Here is a 21,750-nt window from a genome sequence, read left to right on the forward strand (position 1 = left end):
AAGCTGGTTCGCTTTTTTTTGCCTTAAAATAGAATTAAAATATTACAAAAAGTTTATCACTATTAGGACTTATTACTATTTACAAATTAAAGTTCTATCGTATAATTACACAGATGGTACGCAATACAAAACAAAGGGATGCAGTTTTAGAAGTGATGAAAGACAATTATTCTCATCCAACAGCACACGAAATTTACGAACTTGTGCGACAAAAGCATAAGAACATAAGCCGCGGAACTGTGTATAGAAATTTAAATTTGCTTGCAGCGCTAAAACTCATTCAAAAAATTGTTGTTCCCCACGGAGCAGATCACTATGATGGTCGTTTAGATGAACATTTTCATTTTCAATGCCTAAGTTGTGGCAAAATGTACGATGTTCCAAAAGATGTACACTTAGAAATAACAGAGGTAACTGAAGAAATGGAGAAACAGGGTTTTTTTGTGCAAGACCATAACTTGTTATTTACAGGTTTTTGTCATTGTTGCGAAGAAGCTCAAAAAAATAAATAAAGTTTTCACATAGGAGAAACAGTCATGGAAAACATTAAAGGTACACAAACAGAAAAGAACCTTCAGACAGCGTTTGCTGGAGAATCGCAGGCAAGAAACAAGTACACTTATTTTGCAAGCAAGGCTCGAAAAGAAGGTTTTGAACAGATTGCAGATATTTTTGAAGAAACTGCTCGTAACGAAAAAGAGCATGCAAAAATCTGGTTTAAACTTTTAAACGGTGGCGAAATTGGAACTACAAGCGAAAATTTAAAAGCTGCTGCAGAAGGCGAAAACTACGAATGGACAGATATGTACGACGGTTTTGCAAAAACTGCAAAAGAAGAAGGTTTTCCAAGAATTGCAAAACTTTTTGAAATGGTTGCCGCAATCGAAAAACACCACGAAGAACGCTATCGCAAATTGCTCGATAACGTAAACAAAGAACTCGTGTTCAGCAAGGAAGGCGATGCAATTTGGCAATGTGCTAATTGTGGACACATTGTTGTTGGCAAAAAGGCTCCAGAAGTTTGCCCTGTATGCCAGCATCCTAAGGGTTTCTTCCAAGTGGAAGCAACAAACTACTAATCTAGGCTATCTTACACTGCAATAGCACAAACTGGGGACTTTTCTCAATCTAATGGGATAAGGTTTCCAGTTTTTTTGTTTTAAACGCGTTTTTGTATAAAAGTTTGCCTTTGTTTGTCTCTGTTCAATAAAATGATAATTCTCCATTATAGAATGGGGTTTTATCGATTTTTTTTTACAATTTATGGATACTGCAAAAATGCGGACTATATTATTTGTATTAAGAAAATTTTTATAAAACTGTTGTAGGCTTGTCTGTAAGTTTAAAACTCAAAACTTGCTTATATATTGTCGTTTTCGCTATGATATGAGCGACTTTAAAAATCAGGTCTGGAAGAGAAAACTTCTTTAAACGACCAATAATTTTATCGAGGTATTTATGAGAAAAATTTTGAATTTTGCTTTTTTGCAAATTCTGTTCTTTTCGGTTGTGCTTTTTTCGTGTGCAAACGAAACAGATTCGTCTTCGGCTAAGCCAACTGTTACAGCGATAACGCTTACTGCCGAAACTCTTTCTTCTGCAACAGGAACCGCAAAAATTACTGCAACTGTTACAGGCAACGAAACAGCAACAGTAACTTGGGCAATAAAATCTGGTTCAACCTATGCAACTTTAAGTTCACCTACCAGCAATGCAAGTGCAGGTAAGGCAACTGTAAATATAACTGGCAAAAACACTACAACAACAGCTCAAACCGTTACTGTTGTAGCAAGCGTTGGAGACGTTTCTTCAAATGCGCTTAGCATAAATGTTCCTGCTGCTTCATCTACCCCACCAGTTACACAGGTTACTTCGGTTACAATTAATGGTGATGATTCTGTTAACAAAGGTAGCAGCGTAACCCTTACTGCAACTCCAAATAAAACTCCACTGAGCAGTGTTTACACTTGGACTATAACAGAAGGCTCTTCTTTTGTAACTTTCAGCCCATCTACAACTTCAACTTTAGTTCTTACAGGAAAGGCTGCTGGAACGGTTAAAGTAAAGGCAAGTGTTGACGGCGTTTCTAGTGCGGAATTTACATTAACTGTAAAGGACGTAACCCCCACACCACAAGAAGTAATAAAGGCAAGCGATACGCCAACTGGCTATGCGTCTGTAGGTTGGAATACAACCGCGGGCTCTGGCGGAAAAGTAGTAACCGTTACAACAAGGGCAGACCTCGTAAACTACGCATGGCAAGGCGGCTACCTTATCTATGTAAACGGAATTATCGATATGACAGAAGGCATGCTTCCAAATGTTGGAGGCGGCTCAAATGCAAGTTTGGATGCTTTTGTAAAAACAACAACTACATCTCTTAACTCGGGAGATTCTACAAAATACCCTGTTGTATACCAAAATTATGCAGACTACAAAGCCGCTTATGTTGCTTCATGCTCCTTAACTACAGATGATTCAAAGCGTGCATCTCCGCAATCTGCTGTAGGACACACTATGTGGGGTTTGAATACTGCTTACGGTAATACCATAAAACTAAACATCGCTTCTAACACAACTATTATTGGTCTTGGTTCTAACAGTGGAATTAAAGGTGGAACTATAAGCATTGCAGGCGTTAGCGATGTTGCTATACGAAACCTCGATATAAGCGATGCTTACGACCCGTTCCCTCACCACGAAAAAAATGACGGATACAATGCACAGTGGGACGGCATTACAATACAAGGTAGTACATCTAACATCTGGATTGACCATTGCACCTTTCGCGATACTCTTGAGCTTTCTCATGTGATGACTGGTGGCACAAGCGACGAAAAATACCAGACTTATGACGGAACCTGCGATATAAAAGGCAGTGGAGAAAACATTACAGTTTCTTATTGCAAATTCTACAACCACGACAAGACAATGTTGATTGGCTCTAGCGATTCGGAAAGTAGCAACTCTGTAAGAAAAATAACCTTGCACCATAACTACTTTTTAAATTGCGGACAGCGCTTACCAATGGTACGCAACACTACAATCCACATCTATAACAATTATTACGATATGGATTCTGCAAAGTATTATGCAAGCCAGTATGCTGTTGGTGTTAGAAAAAATAGCATAATCTATGCGGAAAATAACTATTTTGGCAGCGGAATAAAATACAGTTTTAAAGACAGCTACGGTCAGTTGTATTCAAGTGGAAATATTGACAACGCTTCTAGCGGACATACTTCTACTGTTACAGGAAGTAACTTGTTCTCTAGTGCTATTAATGCTTATTCTTACACTGCACAAACTGCACAACAAGCAAAAGATTATGTAGAAGTTAAATCTGGCTCTGGTAAATGCACTGTTGAGCAGTAATTTTTTAATGTAAAAATTTGTTGAGTCCCGTCAAAAATCGTTTTGGTTTTGGCGGGATTTTTTTTGATTTTGGCGATATTTTTATTGCAAAGATAATTGTTATTTTGAGCAAGTCTTTTTTGTGAAAAGAATGATTGGGAAATTTGTTAGTCGAGAAAAGTTTATGTTCTTGGTTGCGAAAAAACTTACGCCGTATCGTAGCGGCGCAAAGCGTCTGGCACTTGTGCCAGATGTAGCGTAAGCGGAACCGCGCAGAGACGGTCGAGAACATAAAACTTCGTCCTATAAAAAATCTGAATAAGATTGATGGATTTTGCGTTTGGTGTGGTGTTTTTTTTCGATTTGTGAAAATTTAAAAATTGTGCATAATGTTCGGCATGGAAAAAATTCATTTTTTTAAGAGTGCGTTGTTTGTCCTTTGCTGTTTGATTCTGATTGTTTTTGTGTACAACATTTGCATTTATTTTTTTGTTTTTAGAGCAAATTTTTCGCGCAAAGACGACGCTTTTGATGAAAAGATGGAAATTGCATTTTTTGGCGGAAAGAAAAACTATCAGGAGCATTTAAAAAGTGTTGAGTTTCTTGAAAGTTTAAATCTTCCTTTGCTCGAAATAAAATCCAAAGACAATTTGACTCTTAGGGCTTTGCTTTGGGAAGCTCAGGAGAATTGTCGTGGCACTGTTATTTTGATGCACGGCTTTCATTCCGGGCCGACCAGCGAATTTGCTGTTATTGCGCAGATGTTTCATAAGATGGATTTTAACGTTTTGCTGCCTTACCAAAGAGCACATGGAATTAGCGAAGGCAAATGGATAACTTTTGGAATTAAAGAAAGGTTTGACTGCCTGCAATGGATTGAAAAGGTGAACAGCATTTATGGAAAATCGTTGCCAGTTTTTCTGGGAGGAATAAGCATGGGAAGTTCTACTGTAACTATGGCTTGCGGTTTTGATTTGCCAGAAAATGTTCGCGGTTGCATTGCGGATTGCGGTTTTACTTCGCCATACGAAATTGTTTATTGGACTATGACAAAAAAACGAAAAATTCCACGCACTATTGCACGGCTTCTTGTCTTTAGTGCGAATGTTCAGGCAAAGATTTTTGCGGATTTTGATTTTAATGAATATTCAACTTATGCGGCGTTAAAAAAGACGGACATTCCTTTTTTGTTTATAACAGGAACTGACGACCACACTGTTCCGCACGAAATGTCGCTTTCTAATTTTTTAATTTTAAAACAAAAAAATCCTGAAATTGCACGCCTTGCACTTTTTGAAGGTGCACACCATGCAGTTTCGTATTTAAGCGATGAAAGACGCTACGAAAGTGAAATTCTAAATTTTGTGAATAAATACGACTGGCAATAAAACGAGTTTGCATTCCAAACCGCACTGCCACTAACGCGAAGTTTTAACAGGAGAGTAAAAATGGTTGAATTAAAAATAAGTCCTTCTAACGCTGGTGTTATAACGCACACTTTTAAAAAGATAAGCGAAATGGTGGCGTCGGGTTCTATAGACTGCGACACTCCGGTTCACCTTGTTCTTGCGCCTGGAATTTATCCTGGTGTTATTGCATATAATCTTTCCAATCCGTTGATTATGGAAGGAGCGTCTGGCTCTTTGCCACAGGATGTTGTTATAAGTGCAGAAAATTGCGAAGCGTTTCATAAAGATACGGAAAATCGTGCGGTTTTTGTGATTGGAATGGCTGCAACAGAAGTTACATTGCGGGGCTTTACGATTGAAAATACTCATATAAAAACCTGCGATGATGTTGCGCTTGGAAATCAGGCAGAAGCGTTGTGCTTTCATAATCAAAGCGGAAGTCTTCTTTGCCAGAATATGCGTTTTATAAGCAGGCAGGACACGATTCACGTAAAAGGTTTTAGCCGTTTTGAAAATTGCTATGTTACAGGTGATGTGGATTATATTTGGGGCTATTGCGACACTTCTGTTTGGGTTAATTGCAACTTGCATACAAGGCAGGATAACAGAGGTGATGAGCGACCGGCGTTTGTTTTGCAGAGCAGGGCGTTAAATTCAAAACCGGGATTTGTCTTTGTTGACTGCAATTTTACAGCGGATAAGAGGAGTGAAGTCGGTAAAATCTGGATTGCTCGAACAGAAGGAACTGGAAAGCCTGATAGCGTTGACCGTTGGGATAGCATTGCGTTAATAGATTGCACAATCGACGAAAATTATGAAGCAGAACTTTGGACAGACGAAGAGGGTTCTAGGGCGGTTTTTCCAGAAAAGGGCTGTATGGATTTTGGCTGGCGAGAATGGGGAACTTTAAGAATCGATTCCAAAGGCAACAAAATGCTTGATGACACTAGTCTTAGAAATACGCATGTCTACATAATGACAAAAAACGAGGCGGAAGAATTAAAAGCGAAAGTTTTGGTATAAACAAATTATTGTAGCCACGGCATTTTTTGGCTTTTTTCTGTCTGACAACTGGAGCAGGCTTTTAAAAGCAGAATCGCCATATACGAATCTTGGAGTGCAAATTCAAGCGGATATAAAGGTGCTTTGTTTAAAACAGAATATTCGGCTGCACTTAACATCTGTGTTGCTATTGCAATTTCGTCTTGCGTTAGTGGAGTTTTGCAATAGCCTGAAAATTGCGATTTGTATAAAGTTTCGTCTTTAAATTTTATTTCATCGTTTAATTCGACAAGGTTTTCGCAGTGAGAGATGTTTTTTTCGTCCAGATAATTTACGGTGTCGTTTGTTATTTCGCCACGGCTACCTTGAATTTTAAAAAGATTTTTTCTTATTGGCGAGCGGTACTGTTCAGAATCAAAATCGTACAGAGCGACTTTGTTGCCAGAAAATTCAAAAAGGGCGAGCGTCCTTTTTTTGTCGCAAATTTTGCCGTCTGTAAATTTTTCGTAACGGGTGAATGTTTGTGCTGTTGGAAAAGAATATATTTTTCCTGATACCGAAAAATCTTTTGATTGGGTGTTTAGAATTGCCTTTATTAAACTTGCACCATGGTATTCGTGTGCGAAAGAAAGATATACATAGTTTATTACGCCTAGTATACATTCGTTTTTTGTGTTGGATTTTAAAAGATTTAGGATAGCCTGCCAGTGTGGATAAAAGATGTATTGCTCTGCGACTAAAATTTTTTTTCCTTTTTTATGTTTAATCCAAAGTTCCTGGAGAGTTTGTTCATCTTGTGCGGCAGGAGTTTCCATTAGGACTGTAAAACCGAAATTTGCCCACTGTTGCGCAACTTTTGCTCCGTCTGCTTTGTTGACAGCGACTACTACAAAATCGGGTTTTAAGTTTTTACATTCTTCTATAGAGGTCGAAGTTTTTATGTTGTATTCATATGCGAGTTTTTGAGCTTTTTCGTTTGTTCGGCAGAGTAGAGCCTTTAATTCAAAAAATTGGGGCAGAGCCTTTGCAATGCGCACATAAAAAAGCGAACGCCACCCTGAACCCACTATTATAAAAGAATATTTTTGCATGAAAATTATTTTAACATATTTTTTTATGGCTTAGGGATCGTAACACCGGCTTTGCCGTCCTGTAGCGTTTTACTTTTTTTCTGTGCTCCAAAGCGCAAGGATGAGCCGCGCAAGACGGCGAAGTGTGCAGAGCCCGGCAAGCGTTTCGCTTGCAAGCCCCATAATACCGTCTTTGTTCAAAATCAATGCTTTTTAATTTCTTTTCTATCTCCACATAAATCTATAAATTGGATATAATTCACAAAAAATTTCGGAAACGGCGGTGCTGCTAGTTTTCTTGAGGGTTTTGAGGTAGATATGAAAGAATTGAATTTTAAAAATTTCGGCGGAAAAAATGACGGCTCTTTTGACAACACTGCTTTGTTTAAGGCTGCTTTTGACGAAATTGCAAAAGATGGCGGCGGAAAATTGCTTGTTGAAAGCGGCAAATGGGTTACAGGTCCAATAGATATTCCGTCTAATACAACTCTTGAGCTTGCGGAAGGTGCTGAACTCAGTTTTTTGACTGACCCTAATCTTTATCCTCCTGCATTTACTCGTTGGGAAGGTGTTGAATGTTACGCAATGCACGCTCTTGTTCGCTCCAGCGATACCAAAAATGTAAAAATAACTGGAAAAGGAACTCTTAACGGTAACGGAAAATCCTGGTGGGATTTGGCTCATGCTAAGCGCAATACTCAAAATTCGCCTGTTGAAAGTTATGAACTTGCACTTGCAAAATTGAATCCCGGATACGAAAATCAGCCCGGTGGCGGTGGCGGAAGACAAAGTCAATTTTTGCGTCCTTGTCTCGTTGAATTTATAAACTGCGAAAACGTAACCGTTGAAGGCATCAAAATCATCGATTCGCCTTTCTGGACTGTTCATCCGCTTTATGTAAAAAATCTTACTCTGAATAAACTTCATATTGAAAATCCTTATGAAGCGCCTAACACGGACGGCATTGATGTTGATTCGTGCACAGATGTAAAGATTACGGATTGCTTTGTTTCTGTTGGCGATGACGGAATCTGTATAAAATCTGGTTCCGGTCCTGACGGAATTCGCATAAATCGTCCTACAGTTGGCGTTGAAATTAAAGGCTGCACTGTTCGAAATGCGCACGGAGGAATCGTAATTGGTTCAGAAACTGCTGCTGGTATGAGTGGAATTCACGCAAGCGATTGCGATCTTTCTGGAACTGACCGCGGAATTAGAATCAAAAGTAGAAGAGGTCGTGGTGGCGACATTAACGATATTGAATTACGAAACCTTGTTATGAACGACACTCTCTGTCCTATTGCAATGAATATGTACTACAAGTGCGGAATTACCGATGTTAATGCTCCTGAGTTTTCTTTGGAAAAGCAGGAAATAACTAGCGAAACTCCGCGAATTCACAATGTAAAAATTGTCGGCTGCAAAGGCACTGGTTGCAAAGCGAGCGCTGGTTTTATAGTCGGCTTACCTGAACGCCCTATCGAAAATCTTGAAATTCGCGATTGCCACTTTGTAACTGACGAAACTTCTGATTGCTCTCCAATGGATAGCGATATGTTCTACGGACTTCCTAGTGTGGATGTTAAGAGTTTTAGAGTTAGAAACGCACCCGGTGCTGTATTTGAAAACGTAACAATTGAAGGACCAAAAGAAACTTTCATTTACTTTTAAATTAAAAGAAGGATTTTGTATGACTTTGACAAAAAAGTTGATTTTGTTTTTGCTTGCTCCGCTGTTTTTTTTTAGTTCAGCTTTTTGTCAAAGCGATTTTAAACTTTCTTTTTCTAAAGATGCATTTTTGCTGGGAACTGGAATTGCTCTTTCTGGCGGCGATTTGATTTTGGATAATCTTTTAAAAATAAATCGTCAGGAATATGACCCTTCTAAAGTCTACAATCGCGACGACGTTAACGCTTTTGACAGGCTTTTTATGAGGGAATATTCGCATTCTTTAGACAAGTATGTGAGCAACGCCTTTTTATTTTCTACAGTTGCAACTCCTCTTGTTCTTTTTCCTAAAACCGAAAAAGAAGAATGGAAGACGATAACTTTTATGTATGCAGAAACACTTTTAATTGCAAATGGTCTTAAAGAACTTACAAAACTTGCAGTAAACAGAGCAAGACCTTTTATGTATTTTGAACCTTCAACCTATCCAAAGGATGATATAGAAGACGGCGACTGGGCAAATTCTTTTTTGTCTGGGCATACCACTATGGCCTTTGCAGGAGCAACTTTTACAAGTTACGTTTTTTATAAATATTTTCCAGAAAGCCAATATAAATATGCTGTTGTTGCTTCGTCTTATGCATTGGCGAGTGCAACAGGTCTTTTCAGAATACTTGCAGGAAAGCATTTTATTACAGATGTTTTGGCAGGAGCGGTTTTAGGTTCTGCGGTTGGGTATCTTGTCCCATGGCTACATTCTTCCGAATTTAATGATGACAAAGTGGGGTTTGGAGTTTTGCCATCTGGCTTTGTCCTTAAATTTTCTTTGTGATAATTGATTTAACGATAAAAAAGATGAATTCAATCTTTAAAAAATGTACACATCCTGTAGTAGATTTTTTGTGGTTTTTTGGGGTTATAAGTTTTTCGATTTTTATTCGTCATCCTTTTTATTCAATTCTGTCTTTATTTTGTGCCGTAACATTTAATCTTGTTTTAAAAAATTTTAAAGCTTTAAAAGTTCTTCCTTTTTTAATTATTATGTTTATCTTTCTTTCTGCATTGAATCCGCTGGTAAGCCATTGGGGCGAAACTGTTTTATTCACTATTTTTGGTAAACCTTTTACAAAGGAAGCATTTTTTTATGGGCTCAATATGGGACTCACTTTTGCACTTATGATTGAATGGTTTATCTGTTTTGGAACTGTTATGACGAGCGAAAAAATTACCGCTTTGTTTTCCGCATCTTTTCCGAAATTGGCTTTGATGATTGTCATGATTTTGCGCTTGATTCCTTTTTGTTTAAGGAGAACTCAAGAGATTTTGCAATCGCGAAAGGGCTTAAACGGCAGCAATCTTCCTTTTAAAGAGAGTTTTTTTGTATTGAATGCGGTTATGAGTTCAATTCTGGAAGACGGAATTATGACGGCTTTAACGATGGAAAAACGCGGCTATGGAAGTGCAAAACGTACCCACTTTATAAATTACAGATGGCGAAAATTTGACATTTTTAAACTCGCGATTTTTTTTATTTTGGCGATTTTTATAATTTGCGGAATAAAATATGGATTTTGTGCGGTGAATTTTTATCCTACGGTTTCGGCATCAAATATTTTTGCAACGAGCGAGTCAGCAATAAGTTTTTTTTGTTTTGTAGTTTTTATTTTTTTTCCTATTTTTGAGCGGATTTTTGATGAATTAAGGAGATGAGAATGAAATTTCAAATAGATTTTTGGAACGAAAATTTTTTTATAGACGAGGGAAAATTCATTCTTGTTCTAGGAAAAACTGGCTCTGGGAAAACTACTTTTTTAAATGAGATAGAAAAACAACTCAATCAAAAAGGGCAAACGACAGGTTTTGTTTTTCAAGATTTTGATGCACAGATTGTTACAGATAAAGTTTGGCACGAAATTGCTTTTGCTATGGAAAATAAAGGTTTTGACAGACGCTTAATGGAAAGGCGAGTCGCAGAGATGTCGTCGTATTTTGGAATAAACGATTTGCTTGAAAAAAATACGGACTGCCTTTCTGGTGGGCAAAAGCAACTTTTAAATCTTGCAAGCACGATGGCAGTTAAACCAAAATTTTTGTTGCTCGACGAGCCTTTAAGTCAACTCGATCCAATTGCTGCTGGAAATTTTTTAAATACCGTAAAAAAAATAAACAGAGAATTTGGAACTACAGTTGTTATGAGCGAACATCGTTTGGAAGAAGTTTTTGCCGATTGCGACGAAATAGTTTTTTTAGATGGAATGAAAATCTTGTTTTCTGGAGATGTGAAAAAAGTTTGCAAAGACATTTTATCTTTTTCAAAAAAGGATTTAGAAAAAGACAATGGTGAAAAATCAGTTTTGGGTAAAAATATTCGGAGTGAGTTTTTTGAATTTTTGCCCTATTCGACACGACTTTGTTCAATGTTGGATTTTGAAGAAAAATATATAGAAAATATTCCAATTTCCATTGCAGAAGGTAAAGATTTTATTCGCCAGCACAAAGAAAAATTTTCTTCCTTTTATGAGGCGGATTTTGAGGATTTTAAAATAATAGAAGAGTTTGAAAAAAAGGATAAAAATTCAGATAGAAAAAATGCAGATAGAAAAAGCGATTTAATCTGTGTAAAAGACCTTTCGTTTCGATACGAAAAAAAATCACCTTGGATTTTGCAGGAACTTTCATTTAATGTAAAAGAAAAAAGCATTTTTGCGATTGTAGGTGCAAACGGAAGCGGGAAATCTACACTTTTAAAGCTTCTGTGCAAAATTTTAACTTCTTACCGCGGAAAGATAAAAATAAGCGACTGCGTTCAGGATAAAATATGTCTTTTGCCACAAAATGTTAGAAATCTGTTTATAAAACGCACTGTTCTGCAAGAACTTGAAGATTGCGGTTTTGTTGCACATTTATCTTTAGACGCTTCCAAAACAGAAACAAACAATCTGGAAGAAGTGCAAAATCAGGAAGTGCAGAAACTTATATCTTCCTTTAAGGAAAAATTTTCTTGTCATCCTTATGATATTTCTGGAGGCGAAAAACAAAAACTTGCGCTTGCAAAACTTCTGTTAAAAAAGCCAAAAATTCTCTTGCTGGACGAACCCACAAAGGCTTTGGACAATCCTTTTAAAAATGAATTGGGCACCCTTTTAAAAAAACTGACAAACGCAGGAATGACGGTGGTTATGGTTTGCCACGATCTTGAATTTTGTGCTTCGGTTGCAGACACGGTGGGATTGATGTTTTGCGGAAAACTCGTTGGTACTTGTGATTCTAAAGATTTTTTTAGGGCGAACAATTTTTACACAACTGCATATTATCGACTGCTACAAGGAATTTTTTGATGATTCAAATTCAAATTTTTGTGATTTCGATTTTGGGCTTAATTATTTTTTTCTTTTATCTTGCCTTTGAAAAATCTCACCCATCTGCTTTGGAGCTCGTTTTAATTGCAGAATTAAGTGCATTTTGTATCTGTGCACGAGCTTTATTCAGTTTTGTTCCGTATTTTAATCCCGTGATGGCACTCATAATTTTAAGTTCTTTGGCCTTGGGAAGCGTAAAAGGTTTTTTGATTGGCTCGCTTACGGCGCTTTTGAGCAATTTTATTTTTGGGCAGGGAATTTGGACTTTGTACCAGATGGCAAGCTGGGGACTTTTGGGAGCAATTTTTGGTTTTGTTCAGAAATTTTTGTTCAGGGAAAAATCAAAAAAATCAGAAATAGGTTTTATAAAACATCTTGCTTTGTGGCTGCTTTCTGGAATTGCGATAATTTTTTTTACAGGTCCACTTACAGATTTGAGCGGAGTTTTTATGTTTGGACTTGAAAATGTAAAATCGCTTTTTGTGCTTTTGGCTGCTGGTTTTTTTATGAATTTGACGCTTGCTTTAAGCACAATTTTAACACTCGTTTTATTTTTTAAGCCTTTTATGTTTTCGATGCAGAGGGTTCTTGATAAAATGGCGTTGAATGAAAATCTTAAATCCAATCAAAAAAATCTATAGAGAACAAAAAAATAAAATTCATTTTGTAATCGCGATAATTTTCCTTTTTGAAATCTGTATTTCTTCTGTTTTTTGCCAAGAGTCAACTTCTGATAAAAGCATTTCTTTGGGCGAAGTTGTAACAGTCGTGGAAGATGTAGAAAAAGTCGCACTTGTCATAACAGCTTCGGATATAAAAAAATCGACCGCAAAGGATTTAAGCGATTTGTTGCGCGAAAAAGGACTTTTGGTGATGTCTTCCGGCGGCAGCGGAACTATGTCGAATTTTTCTTTTAAAGGATATGCGGATTTTTGTTGCAAGGTCTATATAGACGGCGTTCTTGCAACACAACCTGGTTCGGGAGCATTTGACTGGAATTCAATCGATATAAACTCTATAGAATCGGTAACAGTTTTAGAAATTCCAGAATTTTCTACAGACCAATTTGCTGGCTGTATCGTAAACATAAAAACTCGTCTTCTTACAGAACGCGGCTTCCAGATAAAAACGCTTTCGACTTCTTACGAAGGCTCGAATTTTGACACCATAAGCCTTTTTGGTGAATACAGAGATACAATCGCTAGAACAGGTATAAAACTGAATGCTCAAATAGAAAATGCAAAAAACAACTATAAAAAGAAAAAGAATCTAACTCTAAAAGATAATTGGGCAAAACTTGCAAACATAAGCGGCTCGTTTAATTCTGCACTGGGCGAAAATGCGACTTTGAACGGAACTTCAAGATTTTTTTTCAATCGGCTAAGAGCCTTAAAATCAGTTGAAGAAGTGGGAATTCAGGAAGATTTTAATTCTTTTCAAACTGTAAAGGCTCGTTTTGTAATAGACGAACTTGCAATTTTTTGTGCAAGTTTAACTTCTCAATTTAACAGCATAGAATACGATGAAACTAAACCAGATAAAAATGACGAAACAAAAATAGAACACAGCCACACAACAACAAAAATGCACAGAGGCGAGCTGCTTTTTACAGGCGAAAACTTTTTTGGAGCAAATTTTTCGTCAAAGTTTGTGCTGGAATCAAAGATAACAGGAAAAAAACGGAACAGGTTTTACAACAGCACAAAATTTGAGTGGTCAAAAAAAATTAACGACTGGTTCAATATAAGTCCTTCGGTGGGACTTTTGGTGTCTACAAATGGCGATTTAGAATTTTTGCCGCAGATAACGCTCGCTTCAAAAAAAACAGGATTTGCCTTGAGTGCATTCAGGCAGTTTATACTTCCAACTTTTAACCAGTTGTATTGGGACGGAAGCGGAGGAAGTGGAAACGAAGATTTAAAAAGCGAAAAAGGCTGGGCAATAGTCGCCTCGTGGAAAAGCCCATTTTTTGCCCTGCCACTTAGTTTGACATACACAGTTTCCAGATACGAAAATAAAATTCGCTGGGTTCAACAAGGAAGCAATTTCCGCCCGAAAAACGACAGGAACGGGAACTTCAGAACATTTGAAGCGCGGTTCCAAAAAACTCTGTGGATTTTCGATTTTGCAGCAGGAGTAACAAACACAAAAGCACTTCTTGAAGACAACGGCAAGCAGATAATGTGGGTTCCCGAATGGCAGGCAAACGCAAGTTTTACAGCAAGGCTCACAGACAATTTAGAATTCCAGATTGCCTACGCATACACAGGCGAGCGTCCACAGGATGAAAATAATTTATATTATTACAATGCCGTAAATAATCTGGATTTAAACCTGCGCTGGAACTTGCTAAAAAACGCAACGCTGCTGTTCAGCATAAAAAACTTTTTGGACGAACGCAATGAGTATCACGACTCTTACCCAATGCCAAGCAGAGCGATAATAGCGGGCATAAAAGTTCAAGGGTAAAAAAGGAGGGGGGAAGTTTCCCCCTCGCTCCTGCTACGAGTCGCTGCACAAAAGTCAAAGTAAACTTTGCCACTTGTTCCGCTCGCTCGTATCATACGCTACCCCCTCTCCTAGGGGCTTTGCCCCTAAAACCCCAATGGTTGAGAAGAAAATTTATACTTACTTCTTTGAACAGCTTGAATAGGTTGCAAAATATCCGTTTTCTACTGTAAAGGTGTCTATCGCTTGTTCCAGTGTTGCTGTAGAAGATTTTGCTCCGTATGCGCCTGAAAGTTGTACGCTTGAAGAAGTTAAGCCTTTAAATGATATTGCATACCATTTGCCTACGTCTGGCGCAGTTGTTGAATATCTGTACCAACTGTTTGACCATGACGAATATTGCCAAGAACTGTCATTTGGATTTGTAGTTGTTGATTCGTATGCTTTTGTGTATTTGATGTAGATATATCCTTGAGTATTTGCTGTGTTTGTGTAAATCACCTTTAGTTCGTTGCCTTCGTAACTGCCTTGTGAAGCAAAGGTTTTTGGCGTTATCGTGTAAACTTCTCCATAGGAACTTTTCCAAGAGCCTACAAGTTGGCTTTTTGTTGTTAGTGGTTTAGAGTCGCTGTAAGGTGCGTCGTCTTCTTCGTGGTTACACGACACCATTGTTAGCGAAATTGATGTAAATGCGACTAATAATAATGCCGCCCGTCTTAAAGCAAATAAAGTGCTTTTCATAATAAACTCCTTTGTCCCAGAGTGTTGCGTAGGACTTTTTGGTTTTACCTTTATACAAAGGTTGCATTAACGGGTATTCGGGCTGTGTTACCGTTCCGCGTCGAGCCTGTGATTTGCACACTGTTCCCCCGTTTTTGATATGGCGACTATACTTTATTTTTAATTTTTTGTCTTTTGATGCATTTTTACATAAAAACTTAGCCCAGATTGGAGCAGCGCGCAGCGTCTGGCTTTGCCAGATGTAGCGTTTAGCGGAACTGCGCAAAGCTGGTTTGAGTAAAAACTGCGCTCCTAAAATTTAAAAAATCGAAAGGATTTCATTAGTGTTTTGTAATGGAATTAAAATTGTCTTTACAATATCGACACTGTTTCACTTTGCATCAATTTCTTCTAATTGATAATTTGAGTGGGATTTGGTATATTAAAAACAAAAATCCGCGGTTTAATCCGTAAAATATTTTTTAGGAGACACACAGATGGCAAAAGTAGTAACTTTTGGTGAATTGATGCTTCGCATCCAGCCTGCTGACTATTATCGTTTTGTTCAGGTTGATTCAATGACGACAACTTTTGGTGGAGGAGAAGCTAACGTTGCAGTTTCTTTGGCTAACTATGGCGATGACGCTTACTTTGTAACTAAACTTCCTACTCACGAAATAGGACAGGCTGCTGTAAATTCTTTGCGCAAATACGGTGTTCACACTGAATTCATCGTTCGTGGTGGTCCTCGTGTTGGTATTTATTACAATGAAAAGGGTGCTTCTCAGCGTGGTTCTAAATGCGTTTACGACCGTGCTGGTTCTTCTATTCAACTTGCAAAACCTGAAGAATTCGATTGGAATAAAATCCTTGAAGGCGCTTCGTGGTTCCACATTACTGGTATTACTCCTGCTTTGGGGCCTAACATGGTTAAAGCTTGTATTGAAGGCTGCAAAGTTGCTAGAGAAAAGGGAATAACTACTTCTTGCGATCTTAATTATCGCGGTAAACTTTGGACTAAAGATGAAGCCCGCGCTGCTATGTCTGAAATTTGTAAATATGTTGATGTATGTATTTCTAACGAAGATGATGCTAACGACGTATTTGGAATTAAATCTGAAGGTACTGATACTACTAAAGGTGAATTGAATAACGAAGGTTACCTTTCTGTTGCTCGCCAGTTAAAAGAAAAATTTGGCTTTAAGAAAGTTGCTATCACTTTGCGCACTTCTATAAACGCTAACCGCAACTTGTGGCAGGCTCTTTTGTATGTTGATGACAAAGATTATGCTTTCTCTAAGCAGTACGATATGAACATTGTTGACCGCGTTGGTGGTGGTGACTCATTTGGCGGTGGTCTTATCCACTCGCAGCTTAAAGGAATGAATACTCAGGAATCTATCAATTGGGCAGTTGCTGCTTCTTGTTTGAAGCACTCTATAATCGGTGACTATAACATGGTTTCTGAAGACGAAGTGAACAAACTCGCTGGTGGAGATGGTTCTGGTAGAATTCAGCGATAATTTTTGCATCCTTGCAAAAATTATCTAGGACAGAAGATTGCATCTTCTGTCTTGTTTGCGCGCCCGCATCCTTGCGGGCTGTTTTGTTTTTAAAGAGGTGTGATTTTTATCGGTGTTTTTGCATCCTTGCAAAAATTATCTAAGACAGAAGATTGCATCTTCTGTCTTGTCTGTGCGCCCGCGTCCTTGCGGGCGATTTTATTTTTAAAGAGGTGTGATTTTTGTCGTTGTTTTTGTGTCGTGTTTTTGCTTTGACTTACGAATTAAAAGTTTTTATTGAATAAAACATCGGTTTCTTGTTAAACTCCAAGGGATTATGTTCCTTAAAATTATAAATTTCGCAGGCAGTTTGTGTTTCCTTTTATATGGAATGAAACTGATGAGCGACGGAATTCAAAAGAGTGCGGGACAGAAACTGCAAAAAGCGCTTTCTTTTATGACTGGCAACAGATTTGTTGGACTGTTGACTGGTTGTGTACTTACGATGATTATTCAATCTTCGGGCGCGACAACTGTAATGCTTGTAAGTTTTGTAAATGCAGGTCTTGTTACACTTGAACAGTCTATAGGGGTGGTTTTTGGTGCAAATATTGGCACAACTATAACGGCTTGGATTGTAGTTCTTTTTGGATTTAATTTTAAGATTGAAGCCTTTGCAATCCCTCTTTTTGGCTTGGGCTATCTTCTTACAATAATAAAAAAAATTAAAAACGAAGGTGTAGGTCAAGCTATGATGGGCTTTGGTCTCCTTTTTATAGGACTTGGCTGGCTTTCTGCTTCTTTTAAGTTTGACCCAAATAGTCAATTTACTGTTTTTATGGAAACTTTACAGGGGCATGGTGTTTTTTCCATAATTCTTGCGGTACTTGTTGGAGTAGTTTTTACGGCGATGATTCATTCATCGTCTGCAATGTCGGCAATCGTAATAACGATGGCTTATAACGGCATTGTAAGTTGGGAATTTGGTGCTGCTATAGTAATGGGATCTGCGATTGGTTCTACAGTTGATGCTATAATGGCGGCGGCTGGCTCTTGTGCAAATGCAAAGCGCACGGCAACTGTTCACCTTTTATGCAATTCTGTATCGGTTTTTGTGCTGCTAATCTTCTTTCAACCTTTTCTTGCAATTGTCGACTTCCTTATTCCAGGAAACGCAGCAAATGGCGAAAACCTCATCTACCACATAGCAATGCTTAATACGGCTTTTAAAGTTTTAGAAACATTGGCATTTATTCCTTTTACAAAACAGATTGCTGCAATTTTAAGAAAAATTATAAAAGACGATAAATTTGAAGAAGACAAAACGGTTTATAAACTTGAGTTTAATAACGAACTTGCGGCACGTTCACCAGAAGGTTGTGTATTTAGAGCTCAAAAGGAAATTACAACTTTTTCGGAAAACGTGGTTCAGATGTACGATGATTTGCAGGCAGGACTTGCAAATTTTGATAACACTTTTATCGAATATCATCATCCGCTTATCCTTCAACTTGAAAATTACTGCGATCAAATGCAGGAACAACTTACAGCCTACCTTATAAAATGCCAACATTTACACCTTTCAGATTCTGCAAAAGATAATATTCATCTTATGTTGCGACTTGTTGGCGAAATGGAAAGCATGGCAGATGGATGCCTTAGTATTTCTATACAGATAAAAAAAGCTCTTGAAAAAAACATAAAATTCAGTCAAGAAGATATTGATAACCTTATTCCTTATTTTGAACTTGGGCGACAACTCCTGTATTTTATTCATAAAAATGTTTCTAAAATTCAGCGCCTTACTCCAGAAGAGTATCAGTTTGCTAGTGAGCTTGAAGAGCAAATTGACAGCGAACGCAGCAGGCTTAAAAGAATTGCCCGTCATAGACTCGAAGAAGGAGCAGATGTTAGGGCGGAACTCTACTATATGGATATAATTCGTCAAATTGAAAAAATTGGTGACAGATGTTTTGATGCTGCCGGCGATTTACGGTAAGATTTAGGTGTAATTTCATCGTAGTTTGCTTTGTAAACTTGTTTTTAGGAGGTAGATGAATGTATGAGTCTGGAGAAGATTACCTTGAAGCAATTTTGCGTCTTCAACTTGAAAATGGTTTTGTCCGTTCTGTAGACATTGCGAATAAACTTGGTGTTTCGCGTCCAAGCGTAAGTCGAGCGATGGGACTTTTGGAAAAAGACGGTTATATCGAGTTTAATCTTGGAAACACCATAAAACTTACAGAAAAAGGGCAGACTAAAGCTGAAGATGTTTTTGGCCGACACAAACTTTTGACCATTTTTCTAAAAAAAATAACTGGACTTTCAGAAGAGCAGTGCGAAGAAAATGCTTGTCGGGTTGAACATCAAATTGATGTAGATGTTGTAAATGGAATAAAAGCGTGGTTAAAAAAGAATTCCACTAAAAATTGAATTTATCTTCAATAAAATAAAATGTCTTTTCATTTAAAAATTTAAAATGCCAAAATCAGATAGACCGCCAGTTCTTCCACTTGCATTTAAAGATGTAAATAAGAACGAATATAAATTATTTTTCTCTTATTTTAAGCCACATTTACCGATTTTTTTTGCAGATTTATTTTGTGCAGTTTTTGTTGCTGCCGTTGATGTTGGCTTCCCAATAGTCTCAAGGTTTACGCTCAACAAACTTCTTCCACAATATTCTTTGCAGCCAAATTTTGTTGTAAAGACATTTTTTTTGATAATTGCTCTCTGCTTTGCTATGTATTTTTTACGGGCGGCTGCACAGTGGTTTATAACTTTTTTTGGACACGTGTTTGGAGTTGCTGTAGAAAAGGATATGCGTCGCGATATTTTTGCACATATAGAAAACCAATCTTTTAGTTTTTTCGACAAGCACCGCACAGGGCAGATAATGAGTCGAGTTACAACAGATTTGTTTGAAATTTCAGAACTTGCGCATCACGGACCAGAAGACCTTTTGATTTCGTTTTTAACCTTGATTGGCGCTTTTGTCATAATGATTCAGATTCGTTGGCAACTTGCGCTAATTGTATTTATTTCTCTTCCTCTGATGATTTTATTCACCTACAAAAGCCGAAAAAACATCATGGCTTCTTCAGCTCTCGTAAAAGCAAAAACTGCGGAAATAAATTCTGCGGTTGAAAGTTCAATAAGTGGAGCGCGGACAACTAAAGTTTTTACAAACGAAGATTTTGAAAAGTCCAAATTTGCCGAAAGCAACGATATGTTTTTTGAATCCAAACGGCTTTACTACAAGGCAATGGCGGGAATGCACTCTAAACTGGCATTTACAACGCATATACTTAGCGTTGTGATTTTGGCGGTTGGTGGATTTTTTATAATGAGAGATGAAATGACTTTAGGTGATTTGGTGGCAGCGAATATGTTTGTAGTTGCTTTTTTGCAGCCTATAATGCGTCTTACAAATTTCGTCGAACAGTTTAGCACTGGAATGGCTGGTTTTATGCGATTTTCGCAGATGCTCAATATCCACGAAGAAACTGTTGAAAAGGAAAATGCTATAAATTTGACTTATGCAAAAGGCGATATTATTTTTAATCGAGTTAATTTTGCTTATGATGATAAAATTCACGTTTTAAAAGATGTTAGTTTTAGTGTAAAAGCGGGTCAAACTCTTGCTCTTGTAGGACCAAGTGGTGGTGGAAAAACAACTTTGTGCAATCTTCTTGCTCGTTTTTACGAAATTCAAGGCGGGTCAATAACGATTGACGGAATCGATATTCGAGATTTTTCTGTAAAATCTTTAAGGCAGAACATAGGTTTTGTTCAACAGGATGTTTTTTTATTTGCAGGAACTGTAAAACAGAACATCGCCTACGGAAAGCCCGATGCAACTGATGCAGAAATTGAAGAAGCGGCTAAACAGGCAGAAATTTATGATGACATAATTCGCCTGCCGAACGGCTTTGACACTTTAGTTGGAGAACGCGGAATAAAATTGAGTGGTGGGCAAAAGCAAAGAGTAAGCATTGCTCGCGTATTCTTAAAAAATCCGCCTATCTTGGTTTTGGACGAAGCGACAAGTGCTTTAGACAGCGTTACAGAGCAGAAAATCCAAGGAGCATTTGAAAAACTTTCCAGAGGACGCACAACTTTTGTAATAGCACACAGGCTTAGTACTATAAAAAATGCAGATTCAATAGCGGTTGTTGACAATAACCATATAGTTGAACAAGGGAAACACGATGAACTCATTGCCAAGCGAGGCGAATATTATAATCTTTATACGGCACAAACAAGAATTTAAAATTATTTTGCAATCATTTTGTATTTTAGTTTTGATTTTGTTTTTTGGGTGTTCAAAAGATGCTTCAAAAATAGAACAAAAGTCGCATTCCACACCAAATAAAATCTCTGTCATAACGACAGTTTTTCCGGAATACGAGTGGGTTAAATCTTTAGCAGAGGGCGTTGATTCTGTAGAAGTTTCTACTCTTTTAAAAAAAGGAACGGATTTTCATAATTTTGAACCTTCAACTCCAGATTTAATCGCGATTCAAAAAGCTGACATTTTTGTTTATGTTGGAAGTCAGGCAGATTTTTGGGTTGATGATGTTTTAAAAAAGTCAATCAACAAAAATCAGATAGCTATAAACCTTACTCAATTCCTCAATAATTACGGAAAAGACGAGCATATTTGGCTTTCTGTAAAATATGCAAAAAAATCTGTGCAAAAAATTGCCGAGAGCTTAATCGCTTTGGATTTAAAAAATGCAGAACGCTATAGAACAAATCTTAAAACTTATCAGGAAAAGCTCGATTCACTCCAAATCCAAATTGAACAAATATCTTCCGTTGCAAAAAATAAAATCGATTTAGAACCTCTGTTTTTTTGCGATAGATTTCCTTTTAAACTTCTAATGAAAGAATTGAATCTTGCATATTATGCACCGCTGGATGATGGCTCGAATACAGGTGATACGAGTTTTCAAAATGTTTCGTTTCTTGTTCAAAAAGCAAAAGAATTAAAACCAAAGGCAATTTTCGTTACGGAAAATTCCGATTTTAAACTTGCAAAAACGGTTATTCACGACGCAAAACTTGATGAAACAAAAATTATCGCACTAAATTCAATGCAATCGCTAAAAAATCAAAAGGCAGATGGCGATTACATCAATCTTATGCAGGATAATTTAAGAAAAATTCGTTCTGTGATAGAATAACGCAGCAAAAAGAGCAAAACTTTTATCGG

The 21,750-nt window shown here is 37.4% G+C and carries 18 protein-coding genes and 1 riboswitch; of the genes, 16 read left to right on the top strand and 2 right to left on the bottom strand.

Annotated features, from left to right (window positions below):
* Positions 1–113 precede the first annotated feature (113 nt).
* From FXX65_RS04735 to FXX65_RS04755, 5 genes are all read left to right on the top strand, one after another.
* The gene (locus FXX65_RS04735; protein WP_147615327.1) at positions 114–512 is read left to right on the top strand and encodes a Fur family transcriptional regulator; all 399 of its coding nucleotides are present in this window, start codon (positions 114–116) and stop codon (positions 510–512) included.
* Positions 513–536: 24 nt separating this feature from the next.
* A complete protein-coding gene (gene rbr / locus FXX65_RS04740) occupies positions 537–1,079 on the top strand; it encodes a rubrerythrin (RefSeq protein WP_147615328.1) in 543 nt (180 codons plus the stop codon).
* 379 nt (positions 1,080–1,458) lie between these two features.
* Complete coding sequence (locus tag FXX65_RS04745; RefSeq protein WP_147615329.1) at positions 1,459–3,375, top strand: pectate lyase family protein; 1,917 nt, start codon at positions 1,459–1,461, stop codon at positions 3,373–3,375.
* Positions 3,376–3,752: 377 nt separating this feature from the next.
* The gene (locus FXX65_RS04750) at positions 3,753–4,742 is read left to right on the top strand and encodes an alpha/beta hydrolase (RefSeq protein WP_187116221.1); all 990 of its coding nucleotides are present in this window, start codon (positions 3,753–3,755) and stop codon (positions 4,740–4,742) included.
* 60 nt (positions 4,743–4,802) lie between these two features.
* Positions 4,803–5,786 (top strand): pectinesterase family protein, encoded by a 984-nt coding sequence (locus FXX65_RS04755; protein WP_147615331.1) that lies wholly within the window; start codon positions 4,803–4,805, stop codon positions 5,784–5,786.
* Positions 5,787–5,791: 5 nt separating this feature from the next.
* Here the strand turns inward: FXX65_RS04755 and FXX65_RS04760 are convergent, their stop codons facing one another.
* The gene (locus tag FXX65_RS04760; RefSeq protein ID WP_147615332.1) at positions 5,792–6,856 is read right to left on the bottom strand and encodes a Gfo/Idh/MocA family oxidoreductase; all 1,065 of its coding nucleotides are present in this window, start codon (positions 6,854–6,856) and stop codon (positions 5,792–5,794) included.
* A gap of 297 nt (positions 6,857–7,153) precedes the next feature.
* Here FXX65_RS04760 and FXX65_RS04765 point away from each other — a divergent pair, with 297 nt between their 5' ends.
* Genes FXX65_RS04765 through FXX65_RS04790 form a run of 6 tightly spaced genes read left to right on the top strand, consistent with a single transcriptional unit; the run spans position 7,154 to position 14,331 of the window.
* Positions 7,154–8,506, top strand: coding sequence for a glycoside hydrolase family 28 protein (locus FXX65_RS04765; protein ID WP_147615333.1), 1,353 nt, complete (start codon positions 7,154–7,156; stop codon positions 8,504–8,506).
* 19 nt (positions 8,507–8,525) lie between these two features.
* Positions 8,526–9,335, top strand: a complete 810-nt coding sequence (locus FXX65_RS04770) for a phosphatase PAP2 family protein (RefSeq protein ID WP_147615334.1) — start codon at positions 8,526–8,528, stop codon at positions 9,333–9,335.
* Positions 9,332–10,213: an energy-coupling factor transporter transmembrane component T gene (locus tag FXX65_RS04775; RefSeq protein ID WP_147615335.1), complete on the top strand. Its 882-nt coding sequence runs from the start codon at positions 9,332–9,334 to the stop codon at positions 10,211–10,213. The genes FXX65_RS04770 and FXX65_RS04775 overlap by 4 nt, the downstream gene beginning before the upstream one ends.
* A gap of 2 nt (positions 10,214–10,215) precedes the next feature.
* Entirely contained in the window at positions 10,216–11,841 is a 1,626-nt protein-coding gene (locus FXX65_RS04780) for an ATP-binding cassette domain-containing protein (RefSeq protein ID WP_187116222.1), read from the top strand.
* Complete coding sequence (locus tag FXX65_RS04785; RefSeq protein WP_147615337.1) at positions 11,841–12,503, top strand: ECF transporter S component; 663 nt, start codon at positions 11,841–11,843, stop codon at positions 12,501–12,503. The genes FXX65_RS04780 and FXX65_RS04785 overlap by 1 nt, the downstream gene beginning before the upstream one ends.
* A complete protein-coding gene (locus FXX65_RS04790) occupies positions 12,469–14,331 on the top strand; it encodes a TonB-dependent receptor domain-containing protein (RefSeq protein WP_147615338.1) in 1,863 nt (620 codons plus the stop codon). The genes FXX65_RS04785 and FXX65_RS04790 overlap by 35 nt, the downstream gene beginning before the upstream one ends.
* Positions 14,332–14,490: 159 nt before the next feature.
* On the opposite strand, the gene FXX65_RS04795 is transcribed toward FXX65_RS04790, so the two are convergent.
* Complete coding sequence (locus FXX65_RS04795; RefSeq protein ID WP_147615339.1) at positions 14,491–15,051, bottom strand: hypothetical protein; 561 nt, start codon at positions 15,049–15,051, stop codon at positions 14,491–14,493.
* A 63-nt stretch (positions 15,052–15,114) separates the two neighbouring features.
* A riboswitch (adenosylcobalamin-variant (AdoCbl-variant) riboswitch) is annotated at positions 15,115–15,192 on the bottom strand.
* 335 nt (positions 15,193–15,527) lie between these two features.
* On the opposite strand from FXX65_RS04795, the gene FXX65_RS04800 reads away from it, so the two are divergent.
* From FXX65_RS04800 to FXX65_RS04820, 5 genes are all read left to right on the top strand, one after another.
* Entirely contained in the window at positions 15,528–16,553 is a 1,026-nt protein-coding gene (locus tag FXX65_RS04800; protein WP_147613233.1) for a sugar kinase, read from the top strand.
* A gap of 316 nt (positions 16,554–16,869) precedes the next feature.
* Positions 16,870–18,531 carry a Na/Pi cotransporter family protein gene (locus tag FXX65_RS04805; RefSeq protein ID WP_147615340.1) on the top strand — a complete coding sequence of 554 codons (1,662 nt, stop codon included), beginning with the start codon at positions 16,870–16,872 and terminating at the stop codon, positions 18,529–18,531.
* A gap of 59 nt (positions 18,532–18,590) precedes the next feature.
* Positions 18,591–18,965, top strand: a complete 375-nt coding sequence (locus FXX65_RS04810) for a metal-dependent transcriptional regulator (RefSeq protein ID WP_147615341.1) — start codon at positions 18,591–18,593, stop codon at positions 18,963–18,965.
* A 46-nt stretch (positions 18,966–19,011) separates the two neighbouring features.
* Positions 19,012–20,805, top strand: coding sequence for an ABC transporter ATP-binding protein (locus tag FXX65_RS04815; protein ID WP_147615342.1), 1,794 nt, complete (start codon positions 19,012–19,014; stop codon positions 20,803–20,805).
* Positions 20,744–21,721 (top strand): metal ABC transporter substrate-binding protein, encoded by a 978-nt coding sequence (locus FXX65_RS04820; protein ID WP_147615343.1) that lies wholly within the window; start codon positions 20,744–20,746, stop codon positions 21,719–21,721. Before FXX65_RS04815 ends, FXX65_RS04820 begins: the two co-directional genes overlap by 62 nt.
* Positions 21,722–21,750 lie beyond the last annotated feature (29 nt).

The organism is Treponema pectinovorum (assembly GCF_900497595.1).
GTDB classification, from domain to species: domain Bacteria; phylum Spirochaetota; class Spirochaetia; order Treponematales; family Treponemataceae; genus Treponema_D; species Treponema_D pectinovorum.